Here is a 15,869-nt window from a genome sequence, read left to right on the forward strand (position 1 = left end):
AGGTTTGGTGGCTTTGGCGAAGAGGTCACACCTGTTCCCATGCCGAACACAGAAGTTAAGCTCTTCAGCGCCAATGGTAGTCGGGGTTTCGCCCCCGCAAGAGTAGGACGCCGCCAAGCACACTATAGAACCCCAGAGGATTTCGATTCTCTGGGGTTCTTTTTGTTTATATAGAAGAGGTTGTTGAGATTCAAGCATTATTGCATTAAAGCCCCCTTATCTTGAAGACTTGGATTCGAGATTAAGTGCTGAGGAGGTCCGTTGCTGGAAAAAGAGTTAGGGGTTCAGTGAAACGGCAATACTCCTGCGGAAGACCGTCCAAGCCTCCTCGTCACTTCGTTCCTGCGGGGTCTCGGCCGCCCTTTCTACCGCGGGAGTTTGCCGTTTCCCTCACCCCTTTGCGTTTATGGAGGTTAACGGACCCATGGCTTGAGTTATATTTTCTTACATAAGTAAAATTGCGAATTTAGATACTTAAACCCTTAACATATAAAGCTTTAGATCACTTTCATTCATATATGATTTAACCTTATTTAAATCAGAAAACCTTACGATAGCTGCGGTTCCGTTAGTCACCATTATGGCCAAGGTGGGCTGGGAAATGGGTTGACTCCAGCGGTCAAACGGGCTAGCGAGACCCCGCAAGGAGCGTAGCGGATGAGGAGGCTCGATAGTTCGTCCGCAGGAAAGCAACCCATTTCCCAGCCCACCCGCTCTCTATCTGGCAACGGTACCACTCCACACCTTATTCCAGATAACTGCCATATAACTGAATAATAGATTTACTAGAATAGATATTTCAATTTGGAATTTACTGTGAACGTGATACTATATAATGTAAGAATAATAGTATAGCCCCAAGGAGTTGAGGGCTTTGTTAAGTATATAAGAAGAAAACAGAGCATAAAAAACGCTCAGGAAATGTCTGAGCGTTAGTCTTCAATCGAACGTATCTTTATTCGGTTTTTGGATGTCTCTTGATGAATGAGTCGGTGCAGTTGGATAATGAGTAAACCGTTTTTATAGGATGCATGGATTTTATCACCTCGAACAGGGTATGGGAGATCGATCTTTCGTTCAAATGAACCTTGTAGAATTTCTTCATGAACGAGCTGATGGTGTTGAGGTTGTAACGAGATGACGCCTCTAATTTCTAAAGTGGCATAGTCTACATAAACATCTACTTTATCAATGTCATCTAATCCTGGAATGCTTACATAACATAGTATTTCATTATCTGATTTGTATAAGTTGATATGAGGGATGGGAGGTTTCATGATGCCCTCAAATTCTCCCCAAAAGTTTTCACCAAAAAAACGATCCATATTCTTTCGCCAATCTTGCATGTTTTGAAATGGGTCCATAGAAATCCCTCCATTTTTAATCATTCAGTTATTATAATTTCTTGTGAAAATGGAATAGATTGCGATATAGTGTATGCATAAGTTTTTTAATGGGTGAATGTCCTAAGAGTATTTGAAGTTATTTATCGTGGTAGTTAGGAGGGACAAAACCAGCATGGAAAATCTTTTAGATAATAGTCTAGTCATGGTATTAATTATATTAGTTGTGAACGTTGTATACGTATCTTTTTTAACGATTCGAATGATTTTTACGTTAAAAGGTCAAAGGTATTGGGCGGCTTTTATAAGTGTCTTTGAAATTACAGTGTACATCGTTGGGCTTGGTCTTGTTCTAGAAAACTTAGATCAAATCCAAAATGTAATTGCCTATGCACTTGGATTTGGGTTAGGTGTTATCGTTGGTATGAAGATTGAGGAGAAGTTAGCACTTGGCTACATAACGGTCAACGTTATTTCCTCTAACCCTGATATTGAATTCACGAAACAGCTAAGAGAAAAAGGGTATGGCGTAACGAGTTGGTTTGCCTATGGAATGGAAGGCGATCGACTTGCTATGCAGATTTTAACGCCAAGAAAGTATGAATTAGCCTTGTATGATACGATTAAAACCATTGACCCTAAAGCGTTTATAATTGCCTATGAGCCAAAACAAATTCGTGGAGGCTTCTGGGTGAAGCAGGTACGGAAAGGACGTATTAAGAAGGATGGGTAAAAAGAAAAAACGTTTTACTGTAGAAGAGGGGCAATCCATTGATGAGGTTCTTGCCCAAATGAAAGAAGAAGGATATCAGCCTGTACGTCGCGTGGAAGAGCCCATTTTCCAGGAGCGTATGGAAGATGGAGAGAAAAAGGTTGATCCTGTAGGACGACAGATTATTTTTGATGCTGTGAAAACTGAATAACGAACAAATTTTTATTTCGACACTAAATTGTTCGTGATTTGATTGCTTTTTCTATTCGCTCTTGTTAAGATTACATTGATACGAGCGAAATGATAGTATGGCATATAAAAGCAATCACTTAAGCCTATTATCTTTTCTACATGAAGGATAGTAGGCTTTTTTATTTATAGGAGGTTATGTAATGATTGAACGTTATACGCGTCCTGAAATGGGTGCAATATGGACGGAAGAGAATAAATACAAGGCGTGGTTAGAAGTTGAAATTTTGGCATGTGAGGCATGGAGTGAACTGGGTCATATTCCAAAAGAAGACGTTGAGAAGTTACGTGAAGGTGCTTCTTTTGATATCAAGCGTATTCATGAGATCGAACAAGAAACACGTCACGATGTGGTTGCATTTACACGTGCGGTTTCTGAGACGCTTGGTGAAGAGAAGAAATGGGTTCACTATGGTCTCACGTCTACGGATGTAGTCGATACGGCTTTATCTTACCTGTTAAAGCAAGCAAACAATATCATTCGTGAAAACTTACATACGTTTGTTGATGTGTTAGGGGAAAAGGCGAAAGAGCATAAATACACGATTATGATGGGACGTACACATGGTGTTCATGCTGAGCCAACCACTTTTGGTTTGAAACTGGCACTATGGTATGAGGAAATGAAACGTAACTTAGAGCGTTTTGAAATGGCAGCCCATAACATTGAATTTGGTAAGCTATCAGGGGCAGTAGGAACTTATGCGAACATTGACCCCTTTGTTGAGGATTATGTTTGTGAAAAATTAGGATTAACCCCTGCACCTGTATCAACACAAACGTTGCAGCGTGATCGACATGCTCATTATTTATCCACATTAACATTAATTGCGACTTCTATTGAAAAATTCGCAGTGGAAATTCGCGGCTTACAGAAAACAGAAACACGCGAAGTAGAAGAATTCTTCGCAAAAGGGCAAAAAGGTTCTTCTGCGATGCCACATAAGAGGAACCCGATCGGTTCAGAAAACATGACTGGAATGGCGCGTGTGTTACGTGGTCACATGGTAACAGCGTATGAAAACGTGGCTCTCTGGCATGAACGTGATATTTCACATTCTTCAGCAGAACGAATTATTTTACCAGATGCAACGATTGCGCTAAACTATATGCTTCATCGTTTTAGTAATATCGTGAAAAACTTAACGGTATATGAGGATAATATGAAGCAAAACATGGACAAGACTTATGGATTAATTTTCTCCCAACGCGTGCTATTAACGCTTATTGATGAAGGAATGGCTAGAGAAGAGGCTTATGACATTGTTCAACCAAAGGCGATGGAAGCTTGGGAAAAAGGAATCTCCTTCCGTGAGTTAATTGAATCAGATGAAAGAATTAAATCGACTCTATCCTCTGAACAACTAGATAGCTGCTTTGATCCAACTCATCATTTGAAAAATGTTGATCGCATATTTGAACGAATTGGATTGTAAAGGAATATACGGCACGGAACTTCTTCGCTGAGGTTTCGTGCTTTTTTGCGTTTTAGTTAATGAAATTGAATCAAAAAACGAACAATGTATGTTATTTCAATTTAAAATGTTCGAAAATTACATTGACTTTTACAATACCCCCTTGTTACGCTATAAATAGAAATTAAATAAAGAACCTCATATAATCTCGGGAATATGGCCCGTAAGTCTCTACCTGACGACCGTGAATCGTCGGACTATGAGGGGAGATCGGTTGCAGAAGTATCTGTATTCTGTCAGGGATACGTATCTTCAATAATATGCGCCTACTGTCTTCTCTCTGTATAGAGACTAGATGGTAGGCGCATTTTTTATAAAAAACTTTTGGAGTGGTGATGATGGCGAAGGTTGGCGTGATTATGGGAAGTTTATCGGATTGGGAAACGATGAAACCTGCCTGTGAGATGTTAGAAGAATTTCAAATTGAGTATGAAAAAGACATCGTATCAGCGCACCGTACACCTGATGACATGATCAATTATGCGGAAACAGCACGTGATCGAGGAATAAGTGTCATTATTGCAGGGGCAGGTGGTGCTGCACATCTTCCAGGTATGGTTGCTTCAAAAACAACATTGCCGGTCATTGGTGTTCCAGTTCAAACAAAAATAGATGGGTGGGATTCACTCTTATCTATCGTTCAAATGCCTGGTGGCGTTCCAGTTGCAACGGTAGCGATTGGAGCTTCTGGAGCGAAAAATGCAGGAATCCTAGCGGCAGAAATCATTAGCGTTTTTGATACAAACGTTGCGGAGAAGCTCGAAGCTTATCGCCAAGAACTTCAACAACGCGTTCAAGAAATGAGGGAATCATTGCATGAACAATCCTAATATAAATCCAGGACAAACAATAGGAATTTTAGGTGGCGGCCAACTTGGCAAAATGATGGCACTTTCTGCAAAAGAAATGGGGTATCGCATAGCTGTTTTAGATCCTGCACCTTACGGACCGTGTGCCCAAGTTGCTGATCAACACATCCAAGCTTCTTTTGATGATCGGAAAGCTGTTCTTCAGTTAGCTGAGGTGAGCGATGTCATCACATATGAATTTGAAAATGTGGACCTCACGTTGGCAGAAGAACTAGAAGCGAAAGGAAAATTACCACAGGGAGCAAATGCCCTTCGAATTACGCAGGATCGAATAGAAGAAAAGCGTGCTATGGAAGAAGCGGGAGTTCCAGTAGCTCCTTATCGTGTCGTTCAACACCCGGAGGAGTTAGATCATGTTGTAGAAGAACTCGGTTTTCCTTGCGTAATCAAAACAACGCGAGGAGGTTATGACGGCAAAGGCCAATTGAAATTAAGCTCTTCACAAGATCTTGAGCAAGGGAGAGCTTTTGTGAATGTTCATCCTTTCTGTGTCGTAGAAGCATGGCTTCCTTTTGATCAAGAAGTGTCTGTAGTGATGACAAGAGGGGGAGACGGTGAGCTTGAGTTGTTCCCAGTTCCAGAGAATGAACATGAACACCATATTTTAAAAAGAAGTATAGTGCCTGCGAGAATATCAGAAACATTACTTGAAAAAGCCCAAAATGCGGCTCGCTACATAGCCGATCACCTTCAATTCATCGGAACGTTTGCAGTTGAGATGTTTGTCGTGGGTGAGGAGATTTATGTGAATGAAATGGCACCACGTCCACATAACTCTGGTCACTTTACGATAGAAGGATGTAATGTATCCCAGTTTGATCAGCATATCAGAGCGATATGTGGGCTTCCTTTATTAAAAATAAACAGACCTTATGCTTCTGTTATGACGAACCTCTTAGGTGATGAAGTTAACAAGGTTATTCAGGAAAAACGTTATTTCCAAGATGCACATGTTCATTTATATGGAAAAGACAAAGTAACAGAGAAGCGGAAAATGGGACACATAACGGTATTGGGCACTTCTTTAGACGAAGCGCTTGAGAAGGCAGAGGTTTTCAATTTTTCAGAGGTCTTGATAAACCAAAAGGGGTGACGGTAATGAGGGGATCATTGCTTTATGAAGGAAAAGCTAAAAAAGTGTACACAATGCTAGGTGAAGAGTTTCAACTTATTTTGGAATATAAAGATGAGGCAACAGCATTTAACGGTGAAAAATATAAAATGTTTCGAGGGAAAGGTCGTTTAAATAACTTGATCTCTTCGAAAGTCTTTCAATATTTGCATATGAAGGGAATCCAGACTCATTTTATAGAGACCCTTTCAGATACAGAACAAATGGTTTCCCATACAAGGATTATTCCATTAGAGGTGGTTGTGCGTAATGTTGCTGCAGGCAGTTTATCTAGGAGACTTGGAATAAAGGAAGGTACAATCTTAGAGCCTGCATTAGTTGAATTCTATTACAAAGAGGATGAGCTACAGGATCCCCTTATAAATGATGAACATGCTACTTACTTAACAGGCTTGAGTCAAGAAGATTTAGAAGGCATTAAGAAGGATGCGCAAGCGATAAACGCTCATTTGAAATCTTTCTTTGATGAAGCAGACCTTAAGCTGATCGATTTTAAATTGGAATTTGGAAAGTTACATGATGGATCTATTGTTCTAGCAGACGAAATTTCACCAGATACGTGTCGCTTATGGGATAAGAAAACGAACCGCAAGATGGATAAAGATGTGTTCCGTGAAGATATTGAAGATCTGGTTGAAATCTATGAAACCATATTGAAGCGATTGGAGGCGAAGGTACATGTATAAAGTGCAGGTGTATGTAACATTAAAAGAAGGCGTTTTGGATCCACAAGGGAAAGAAGTAAGAGGTTCACTCCTTTCGATGGATTATGATGAAGTTCAAGAAGTACGTGTTGGAAAGTATATTGAATTGTTTATAGAGGAGACAGAAAACCTGGATCAAAGAATTGATAGCATGATTGATCAGTTGCTTGCTAATCCTGTGATAGAGGATTATCGCTATGAGGTCGAGGAGGTTGTGACCAATTGAAATTCGCTGTGATTGTGTTTCCTGGATCGAATTGTGATCGTGATATGTATCATGCCGTCCAAGAAGGTATTGGAGAAGAAGTACATTTTGTTCGCCATACTGAATCCGACCTTACTTCTTTTGACGGCATTCTACTGCCTGGTGGTTTTTCTCACGGAGATTATCTTCGGTCTGGAGCTATGGCGGCCACTTCCCCTATTATATCTGCCATAAAAGAAGAAGCGGAAAAAGGTAAACCCGTATTAGGGGTGTGCAATGGATTTCAAGTTTTACTAGAGGCAGGCCTTTTACCTGGAGCCATGCTATCAAATGAAGGTCAGCGATTTATTTGCCGTACAGTTGAGTTGCGTGTTGAGAACAACAATAGCGTTTTTACCAACTCATATGAAAAGGATCAGACCATTCATATTCCAATTGCTCATGGAGACGGAAACTATTTTTGTGATGAGGAAACGTATAAGAGTCTCAGAGATCAAGAGAGAATCTTATTCACATACGAGGATAACCCGAACGGTTCTGCCCATAACATCGCGGGGATCTCAAATGAACAAGGAAATGTTCTCGGTATGATGCCACACCCTGAACGAGCTGTAGAGAGATTACTAGGCTCTGTTGACGGCTTAAAGTTATTTCAATCCATTGTGAAGAGTTGGAGGGAAGCACATGCAGTCCATACTTGAGCTAACACCAGCGTATATCGCTGAGCAAAAAATATATAAGGACATGGGGTTATCGGATGCTGAGTTTTTATCTATACAAAACATTCTTGGACGCAATCCAAACTATACAGAAACAGGATTGTTTTCCGTCATGTGGTCGGAACATTGTAGCTATAAAAATTCGAAACCTCTATTGAAGAAGTTTCCCACAACGGCTCCACATGTTCTACAAGGTCCTGGAGAAGGAGCAGGGATTGTGGATATCGGTGACAATCAGGCGGTGGTTTTCAAAATAGAGAGCCATAACCACCCTTCAGCAATAGAACCATATCAGGGTGCTGCTACTGGCGTTGGAGGCATTTTACGAGATGTTTTCTCTATGGGTGCTCGTCCGATTGCTTTACTTAACTCCTTACGTTTTGGCGAGTTGACTTCTGAGCGTGTGAAGTATTTATTTCGTGAAGTAGTCCATGGAATATCAGGTTACGGGAACTGTGTTGGAGTTCCAACTGTTGGCGGTGAAGTTCAGTTTGATGACTGTTATGAGGGCAATCCACTTGTGAATGCCATGTGCGTTGGGTTAATCGATCAAAAAGGTATACAGAAGGGGATTGCGAAAGGGATCGGCAATACGGTGATGTATGCTGGAGCACCAACAGGGCGAGATGGGATTCATGGAGCTACGTTTGCATCTGAAGAGCTCTCTGAAGAGTCAGAGAGTAAACGTCCATCTGTTCAAGTCGGCGATCCTTTCATGGAGAAGCTTTTGATTGAAGCGTGCCTTGAAGTGACGCAGTGTGATGCTTTGGTGGGAATGCAAGATATGGGGGCAGCGGGCCTTACGTCTTCATCTAGTGAGATGGCGAGTAAATCAGGGACAGGAATCGAGATGAACCTGGATAGAATTCCGCAGCGTGAGCAGAACATGACGCCTTATGAACTGATGCTTTCAGAGTCACAAGAACGCATGCTACTCATTGTGGAAAAAGGACGTGAGCATGAAATTGAAGCAACTTTTGAAAAGCACGGATTGCATGCTGTCTCTGTTGGTGAGGTGATTGAGGACCGTGTGCTACGCCTGACTCATCAAGATGAAGTCGTAGCGGATGTTCCGGTTGACTCCTTGGCTGAGGATGCACCTGTTTATCACCAACCGTCAAAAGAGCCAGCGTACTTTTCCACATTTCAAAACATGGAACCCTATTATCCACATGTGGACAACACGGAAGAAACACTAATGGATTTATTGAAACAATCCACAATCGCAAGTAAGGAATGGGTCTATGACCAATACGATACCATGGTTCAAACGAACACGGTAGTTGCACCAGGTTCAGATGCTGCAGTTTTGCGTATTAAAGGAACGAACAAAGCTATTGCGATGACCACAGATTGTAATTCTCGCTATATTTATTTAGACCCAAATACGGGTGGGAAAATCGCAGTGGCTGAAGCGGCTCGCAATATTATTTGTTCAGGTGGAAAACCGTTAGCATTAACGGATTGTTTAAACTTTGGTAACCCAGAAATTCCGGAATACTTTTGGCAAATGGAGCATGCAGTGGAAGGGATGAGTCGTGCTTGTGAATCGTTATCCACACCTGTAATCAGCGGAAATGTTTCGCTTTATAATGGTTCCAATCAGCAATCGATTTTCCCAACTCCTGTAGTCGGTATGGTGGGTCTTATTGAAGATCTGGAACATGTAACGCGACAAAGCTTTCAAAAGCCTGGAGATCTTATATATGTCATGGGTGAGGCTCAACCTGAGTTTGGAGGAAGTGAGCTGCAAAAGCTTCGAGAAGGACGGTACTTTGGAAAAGCTCCACACCTTGATTTAGAAATTGAACAAAAAAGACAAGAACAACTTTTACAGGCTATCCAAAGCGGAGTTGTCCAGTCAGCCCATGATATTGCTGAAGGTGGATTAGCTGTTGCATTGGCTGAATGTTTATTTGATCAGGAACTTGGATGTGATGTGGCTCTTTCAGGAGATATAGGGACTGAACTTTTCTCTGAAACACAATCACGCTTTGTCGTGTCGGTGTCAAAAGAAGACGCTTCAGACTTTGAAAAAATGGTAGACGATGCCCGTTTGATTGGAACAGTAAAGGATGAGTCAAACATGAGCATCAACCATAACGATACTCCTATTCTTAACCTACCCACACACGAATTGAAACAAGCTTGGAAGGAGGCAATTCCGTGCCAACTGAAATCAAAGGGTTAAATGAAGAATGTGGCGTTTTTGCTGTATGGGGACATGAGGATGCTGCACAACTCACTTATTATGGTTTACACAGTCTTCAGCACCGTGGGCAAGAAGGTGCTGGAATCGTCGTAACAGATGGGGAACAATTGAAAGTTGAAAAAGGCCTTGGCTTGATGACAGACGTATTTGATGCGCAGCGATTTGAACGACTGAATGGTCATGGAGCAATCGGGCATGTACGCTATGCCACACAAGGTGGGGGAGGATATGAAAATGTGCAGCCCCTTGTATTTCGCTCTCAACAAAATAGCCTTGCCTTAGCTCATAATGGGAATCTTGTAAATGCTCATGCGCTCAAACGTCAACTTGAGGCGCAGGGAAGTATTTTACAAACGACCTCAGATACAGAAGTTGTTGCACACCTTATTCGTCGAAGTGGATCCCTTCCTATTAATGAAGGTATAAAGCAGGCACTAACGATGCTGAAAGGTGCCTATGCGTTTGTCATGATGACGGAGGATCAATTGTTTGTGGCACTTGATCCTCGAGGGTTGCGCCCGTTATCACTTGGGAAAATGGGAGATTCCTATGTTGTTTCTTCTGAGACATGTGCCTTTGACGTAGTTGGTGCAGATTATGTTCGGGAGATTGAACCAGGAGAGATGGTTGTCATTGATGATAACGGCATTCATTCTGAGCGATTTGCTTCCCCTATTCAACGGACGTTGTGCTCGATGGAATATGTGTATTTTTCTCGTCCTGATAGCAATCTTGATGGGGTTAATGTTCATTCGGCTCGTAAGCGAATGGGGAAAAAATTAGCTATAGAATCTCCGATTGAAGCAGATGTTGTAACAGGTGTACCAGACTCTAGTATTTCAGCTGCCATTGGGTATGCGGAGTACTCAGGTATCCCTTATGAGCTTGGTTTAATCAAAAATCGTTATGTTGCACGTACCTTTATTCAACCTTCTCAAGAATTAAGAGAGCAAGGTGTCAAAATGAAGCTTTCAGCTGTCCGAGGAATCGTGGAAGGAAAACGTGTCGTGATGGTGGATGATTCTATTGTGCGCGGTACAACAAGTAGACGAATTGTAACAATGCTGAAAGAAGCAGGTGCAAAAGAAGTGCATGTACGAATCGGTGCACCTCCCATTCAAAATCCATGCTATTACGGAATAGATACTTCAGAAAAAGAGGAACTTATTGCTGGTAAGCACAATGTGGAAGAAATACGAGACATGATTGGTGCAGATAGCTTGGCCTTTTTATCTGTTGAGGGCTTGCAACAGGCGATCGGAAAACGGGAAGAAAGCCTGATGCATGGACATTGCCAGGCATGTTTTACCGGATCTTATCCAACTGAAATCTTCCCGGAAACAGTCCATCCATATGAAAAAGCGTAGAGGGGTGACGTTGTGAGAGAGTCATACAAACAAGCTGGAGTAGATGTAGAAGCAGGGTACAAAGCTGTTGAAGGTATGAAAAAACATATCGAGCGTACGAAACGACCAGAAGTTATGGGGGAGATCGGTCGATTTGGAGGTATGTTTGATCTATCTTTCCTAACATATGATGAACCTGTTCTTATATCAGGTACAGATGGTGTAGGTACGAAGCTGAAAATTGCTTTTGACACAAATCGACATGACACCATCGGGATTGATGCCGTAGCGATGTGTGTGAATGATATCATCGCTCAAGGTGCAGACCCACTCTTTTTCCTTGATTATATCTCCTGTGGGAAGAATGATCCTAAGCAAATAGAAGACATCGTAAAAGGTATTTCGGAGGGGTGTGTTCAATCTGGCTGTGCACTTATTGGAGGTGAAACAGCAGAAATGCCTGGCATGTATCCTGAAGGAGAATATGACCTTGCTGGCTTTGTGGTAGGCATTGCTGAAAAACAAAATATCATTACGGGTGAAGATATTGAACCTGGTGATGTCTTGATAGGAATTGGATCAAGCGGTATTCATTCCAACGGGTACTCCCTTGTTAGAAAAGTGATTCATGACAAAGAAATGGAACTTAATCAAGACTATGGCATTTTTGATCAATCACTGGCTGAAGTGCTTCTCACCCCTACAAAAATCTATGCGGAAGCCATTAAAGCTTTGAAAAAAGAAGTGTATGTGAAAGGGATATCCCATATAACAGGTGGAGGGTTTGATGAAAATATACCGCGCATGCTTCCGTCTTCTTACGGGGCAATAATTGAAAAAGGAGCCTGGGAAGTTCCGAAAATATTTTCATTTTTGCAACGTTTGGGTGCGTTGAATGAACCGGATATGTACAGTGTATTTAATATGGGAATCGGCATGGTTGTGGCGGTTTCACCTGATGATGTGGATAATGCGTTAAAAGAGTTACATGCGTCGGGAGAAAAAGCATGGTCCATCGGTCAAGTAACATATAGCTCGGGGGTTCGTTACCGATGAAACAAAATATCTCAATTTTTGCCTCAGGTAGTGGATCTAATTTTGATAGGATTGCTCTAAAAGCTTTAGGAGGGGAATTACCTTGTGATGTAAAGCTGTTAGTATGCGATAAACCTGATGCTCCAGTTATCCAAAAAGCGGAAACGCTCGGTATAGAGACTCTAGTTTTTCAGCCAAAAACCTTTTCGAATAAGCAAGCTTATGAAAAAATGATTGTACAACGATTAGAAGCTCTAGAAGTGGATTGGCTGATTTTAGCAGGCTATATGCGATTGTTAGGTGAAACGATGCTTGAGGCTTATCAAGGGAAGATTTTAAACACTCACCCATCTTTGCTTCCTTCATTTCCAGGTAAGGATGCTGTTGGGCAAGCGCTTGATGCAAAAGTAAAGAAGACTGGTGTAACCGTTCATTTTGTTGATGAGGGAATGGATACTGGACCGATTATTCAGCAGGAATCTGTTGAAGTCACGCCATATGATGATCGAGAATCCTTGCAACGTAAAATACAAAAAATCGAGCACGAGTTATATCCAATCGTTATTCATAGATGTTTAGAAGGAGAGATTAAACCATGCCACAAACGAAACGTGCACTCTTAAGCGTATCGAATAAAGAAGGAATTGTAGATTTTGCTAAGCAACTGATTACATTGGGATATGAACTGATATCTACTGGAGGAACCAAACGTACGCTAGAAGAAGCGGGACTTCATGTGATGTCTATCTCGGATGTGACGGATTTTCCAGAGATTTTGGAAGGTCGCGTTAAAACGTTACATCCTAATGTACACGCTGGTCTATTAGCGAAACGAAATGGATCGGATCACATGAAACAGTTAGATGAGTTAGATATCAAACTGATCGATTTAGTTGTTGTAAACTTATATCCTTTCAAAGAAACAATCTCTAAAAAAGACGTAACGGAAACGGAAGCGATTGAGAACATCGATATTGGTGGTCCAACGATGTTACGTGCAGCGGCTAAAAACTTTGAAAGTGTGACAGTTGTGGTTGATCCACGTGATTACCCTGAGCTAATTATGAGTATGAAAGATAGAGAATTATCACATGAAGAGCGTAAACGTCTGGCTGGAAAGGTTTATCAGCATACAGCAGCTTATGACACTCTAATCGCGCAGTATTTTCAAGACTCGCAAGATGAACAGTCACCTGAGCAATATTCCGTTACATATGAAAAAGTCCAAGATCTCCGTTATGGAGAAAACCCACACCAGAAAGCTGGTTTTTATAAGGATCCTTTATATAAAGGAGCTTCCCTTGCGAATGCTGAGCAATTAAACGGAAAAGAGCTATCTTATAATAATATCCAAGATGCGAATGCAGCTTTACAAATGGTGCTTGAATATAAGCAGCCAGCAGCTGTTGCTGTGAAGCATATGAATCCTTGTGGTGTAGGTGTAGGAGAGGATCTCTTTACAGCATACTCTCGAGCTTTTGAAGCAGATCCTGTTTCGATTTTTGGAGGCATTGTTGCTTTAAATCGTGAAGTTGATAAAGAGACAGCGGCCAAAATGAAAGAAATCTTTTTAGAAATCATTATCGCCCCTTCCTTTTCACAAGAAGCGATGGAGTTATTAACAGAGAAGAAAAACTTACGCTTGTTGAAAATTGATACAGAGCATAGTGACAGCGCTTCTTCACTTATCACAAGCGTTCGTGGAGGCGTACTTGTGCAGGATGCTGATCAAGGTACATTAGAAGATGTCACGATTTCGGTTCCAACTGATCGACGTCCTACAGAACAAGAGTGGGAAGATCTACAGTTTGCTTGGAAAGTTGTAAAGCATGTGAAGTCGAATGCAATTGTTTTAGCAAAGGGTCAACAAACAGTTGGCGTTGGAGCAGGGCAAATGAACCGTGTTGGAGCAGCGAAAATTGCATTTGAACAAGCAGATGAAAAAGCTGAAGGTAGCGCACTTGCCAGTGATGCATTTTTCCCAATGCCAGATACAGTTGAAGCAGCAGCTGAAGCGGGTGTTAAAGCGATTATTCAACCAGGTGGTTCGAAACGTGACCAGGATTCAATCGATGCTTGTAATAAGCATGGTATAGCAATGGTCTTTACAGGTATGCGTCATTTCAAACACTAAGTGAAGGAGTGGGGGAGCTTGAATATTCTCGTTATTGGCCGTGGTGGTCGAGAACATAGTCTTGTGAAGAAAATAGAGGAAAGCCCTAGAGTGGATACGGTTTATGCAGCTCCGGGAAATGCAGGGATGACAGAGGCTGAGCTTGTCTCTATTTCTGAAACAGATGTGGAAGAATTGATTCATTTTGCTAAAACGAATCAGGTGGCATGGACTGTTGTAGGGCCTGAAGTAGCTTTAATGAACGGTATTGTAAATCAGTTTAGAGAAGCGGGATTAGATATCTTTGGCCCAACGAAAGAAGCTGCGAGAATAGAGGGTAGTAAAGCTTTTGCTAAGGATATTATGAAGAAGTACGACATCCCAACAGCAAAATATGAATCCTTCACTTCTTCAAATGATGCCAAAGCTTATGTAAAAGACCAAGGTGCGCCAATTGTTATAAAAGCGGATGGTCTTGCTGCTGGTAAAGGTGTCACAGTAGCGATGAGTGTTGAAGAAGCAATTGAGGCGATTGATGTAATGATGGAACAAAGCCAGTTTGGTGATGCTGGTAAAGAGGTAGTTATTGAGGAGTATTTAGAAGGGGAAGAATTCTCATTAATGGCTTTTGTTCATGGTTATAAGGTATATCCTTTAATTCCTTCCCAAGATCATAAGCGAATTTTTGATGGAGATACAGGACCAAATACAGGTGGAATGGGGGCGTATGCTCCTGTACCACATTTATCCCAAGAGGCAATCGAGGCAGCTGTTAGAGGAATTCTTGAACCGACGGCCGCTGCTCTTGTAGAAGAAAAGCGATCGTTTAGCGGTATTCTTTATGCGGGATGTATTCAAACACAAGAAGGTCCAAAGGTAATTGAATTTAATGCTAGGTTTGGGGATCCAGAAACACAGGTAGTTCTTCCTCTACTTGAGAATGACTTTATACAGGTAATGGAGGACGTTCAGGCGGGAATAGACCCTCAACTTAATTGGAAAGATGGTTTCTGTGCAGGTGTTGTCGTTTCCTCAGCAGGTTATCCAGGTGACTATCAAAAAGGAATCCTTTTACCTAATGTAAAAGGAAATCGTACAGTAATTCCTATATATGCCGGTGTTCGAAACGAGGATAATCAGCTTGTGAGTGATGGAGGACGTGTGTTTTTATTAAGTGCTCAAGGTGACACGCTAGAAGAAACAATTGAAACTATTTATAACACACTTCAAGAAGCACAAGTACCGAGTACGTTTTTTTATCGTCGAGATATTGCAAGGAAGGCCATTAGGACTTCCGTTTCCGGATATAAATATACAAAATAGCGACAATACTACCGATGATTAAGGCAATCACGAACGTCATATCTGTCATGTATTCTGCTATGTTCATACGATTTACCTCCTTAGTGTTTGTACCGTGACGCTCCTTACTTAGGAGCGTCACGGTACTTTTAGTTTATTAAGATGGGTTAATTCCACTTTCTTCATCATCTTTTTCTTTCTTTTGATCGACTTGTTGTTGTACCATAGCAGTAACAGGGCAATAACGTACGATCCCTTCTGCTACTTTCATAGCCCCGATCATGACATACATCATGGAGCTCTGTCTCCATGGCTGTCGCACCATACGTGCTGTTGAATAGGCCACTACAGTTAACCCTACTGTTATGCGAATCATTGCGTTAATGATTCCAATGTTTGGACGTACCATCAATAACCATTCCCTTCAAAACATTAATGCGTTAAATTCAAAAT

Annotated in this window: 17 protein-coding genes, 1 rRNA gene and 1 riboswitch; of the genes, 15 read left to right on the forward strand and 3 right to left on the reverse strand. The window is 41.5% G+C overall.

Annotated elements, in window-relative coordinates; all coding sequences use genetic code 11:
• The first annotated feature begins 3 nt into the window (after positions 1–3).
• A 5S ribosomal RNA gene (gene rrf, locus GS400_RS02390) occupies positions 4–119 on the forward strand.
• A gap of 813 nt (positions 120–932) precedes the next feature.
• On the opposite strand, the gene GS400_RS02395 is transcribed toward rrf, so the two are convergent.
• Positions 933–1,346: an Hsp20/alpha crystallin family protein gene (locus GS400_RS02395; protein ID WP_236561099.1), complete on the reverse strand. Its 414-nt coding sequence runs from the start codon at positions 1,344–1,346 to the stop codon at positions 933–935.
• Positions 1,347–1,518: 172 nt separating this feature from the next.
• Between GS400_RS02395 and GS400_RS02400 the strand changes: the two genes are divergently transcribed.
• The 14 genes from GS400_RS02400 (at position 1,519) to purD (ending at position 15,437) form a co-directional block, all read left to right on the forward strand.
• Complete coding sequence (locus tag GS400_RS02400) at positions 1,519–2,076, forward strand: DUF2179 domain-containing protein (RefSeq protein WP_160098685.1); 558 nt, start codon at positions 1,519–1,521, stop codon at positions 2,074–2,076.
• On the forward strand, positions 2,069–2,266 hold the full coding sequence (locus tag GS400_RS02405) for an NETI motif-containing protein (protein WP_160098687.1): 198 nt from the start codon (positions 2,069–2,071) through the stop codon (positions 2,264–2,266). Before GS400_RS02400 ends, GS400_RS02405 begins: the two co-directional genes overlap by 8 nt.
• A 181-nt stretch (positions 2,267–2,447) precedes the next feature.
• Positions 2,448–3,740, forward strand: a complete 1,293-nt coding sequence (gene purB / locus GS400_RS02410; protein WP_160098689.1) for an adenylosuccinate lyase — start codon at positions 2,448–2,450, stop codon at positions 3,738–3,740.
• A gap of 157 nt (positions 3,741–3,897) precedes the next feature.
• Positions 3,898–3,999, forward strand: a riboswitch (purine riboswitch).
• Between the two features lie 118 nt (positions 4,000–4,117).
• Complete coding sequence (gene purE, locus GS400_RS02415; protein WP_160098691.1) at positions 4,118–4,609, forward strand: 5-(carboxyamino)imidazole ribonucleotide mutase; 492 nt, start codon at positions 4,118–4,120, stop codon at positions 4,607–4,609.
• Entirely contained in the window at positions 4,596–5,741 is a 1,146-nt protein-coding gene (gene purK, locus GS400_RS02420; RefSeq protein WP_160098693.1) for a 5-(carboxyamino)imidazole ribonucleotide synthase, read from the forward strand. The genes purE and purK overlap by 14 nt, the downstream gene beginning before the upstream one ends.
• 5 nt (positions 5,742–5,746) lie before the next feature.
• On the forward strand, positions 5,747–6,466 hold the full coding sequence (purC, locus tag GS400_RS02425) for a phosphoribosylaminoimidazolesuccinocarboxamide synthase (protein ID WP_160098695.1): 720 nt from the start codon (positions 5,747–5,749) through the stop codon (positions 6,464–6,466).
• Positions 6,459–6,710 carry a phosphoribosylformylglycinamidine synthase subunit PurS gene (gene purS, locus GS400_RS02430; protein WP_160098697.1) on the forward strand — a complete coding sequence of 84 codons (252 nt, stop codon included), beginning with the start codon at positions 6,459–6,461 and terminating at the stop codon, positions 6,708–6,710. The genes purC and purS overlap by 8 nt, the downstream gene beginning before the upstream one ends.
• On the forward strand, positions 6,707–7,390 hold the full coding sequence (purQ, locus tag GS400_RS02435; RefSeq protein ID WP_160098699.1) for a phosphoribosylformylglycinamidine synthase subunit PurQ: 684 nt from the start codon (positions 6,707–6,709) through the stop codon (positions 7,388–7,390). The genes purS and purQ overlap by 4 nt, the downstream gene beginning before the upstream one ends.
• Entirely contained in the window at positions 7,374–9,599 is a 2,226-nt protein-coding gene (gene purL / locus GS400_RS02440) for a phosphoribosylformylglycinamidine synthase subunit PurL (RefSeq protein ID WP_160098701.1), read from the forward strand. The genes purQ and purL overlap by 17 nt, the downstream gene beginning before the upstream one ends.
• Positions 9,575–10,987, forward strand: coding sequence for an amidophosphoribosyltransferase (gene purF / locus GS400_RS02445; protein ID WP_160098703.1), 1,413 nt, complete (start codon positions 9,575–9,577; stop codon positions 10,985–10,987). Before purL ends, purF begins: the two co-directional genes overlap by 25 nt.
• Before the next feature lie 12 nt (positions 10,988–10,999).
• Positions 11,000–12,022, forward strand: coding sequence for a phosphoribosylformylglycinamidine cyclo-ligase (purM, locus tag GS400_RS02450; RefSeq protein ID WP_160098705.1), 1,023 nt, complete (start codon positions 11,000–11,002; stop codon positions 12,020–12,022).
• Positions 12,019–12,624, forward strand: a complete 606-nt coding sequence (gene purN / locus GS400_RS02455) for a phosphoribosylglycinamide formyltransferase (RefSeq protein WP_160098707.1) — start codon at positions 12,019–12,021, stop codon at positions 12,622–12,624. The genes purM and purN overlap by 4 nt, the downstream gene beginning before the upstream one ends.
• On the forward strand, positions 12,597–14,135 hold the full coding sequence (gene purH / locus GS400_RS02460) for a bifunctional phosphoribosylaminoimidazolecarboxamide formyltransferase/IMP cyclohydrolase (protein ID WP_160098709.1): 1,539 nt from the start codon (positions 12,597–12,599) through the stop codon (positions 14,133–14,135). The genes purN and purH overlap by 28 nt, the downstream gene beginning before the upstream one ends.
• An 18-nt stretch (positions 14,136–14,153) precedes the next feature.
• The gene (purD, locus tag GS400_RS02465) at positions 14,154–15,437 is read left to right on the forward strand and encodes a phosphoribosylamine--glycine ligase (RefSeq protein WP_160098711.1); all 1,284 of its coding nucleotides are present in this window, start codon (positions 14,154–14,156) and stop codon (positions 15,435–15,437) included.
• Here purD and GS400_RS20420 read toward each other — a convergent pair.
• Positions 15,400–15,504 (reverse strand): EYxxD motif small membrane protein, encoded by a 105-nt coding sequence (locus GS400_RS20420; RefSeq protein ID WP_331432541.1) that lies wholly within the window; start codon positions 15,502–15,504, stop codon positions 15,400–15,402. The two genes, purD and GS400_RS20420, sit on opposite strands and share 38 nt — an antisense overlap.
• Positions 15,505–15,573: 69 nt before the next feature.
• Positions 15,574–15,825: a YgaP family membrane protein gene (locus GS400_RS02470; protein ID WP_370519790.1), complete on the reverse strand. Its 252-nt coding sequence runs from the start codon at positions 15,823–15,825 to the stop codon at positions 15,574–15,576.
• Positions 15,826–15,869: the final 44 nt, after the last annotated feature.

The sequence above is a fragment of the Pontibacillus sp. HMF3514 genome (assembly GCF_009858175.1).
Lineage (GTDB): Bacteria > Bacillota > Bacilli > Bacillales > BH030062 > Pontibacillus.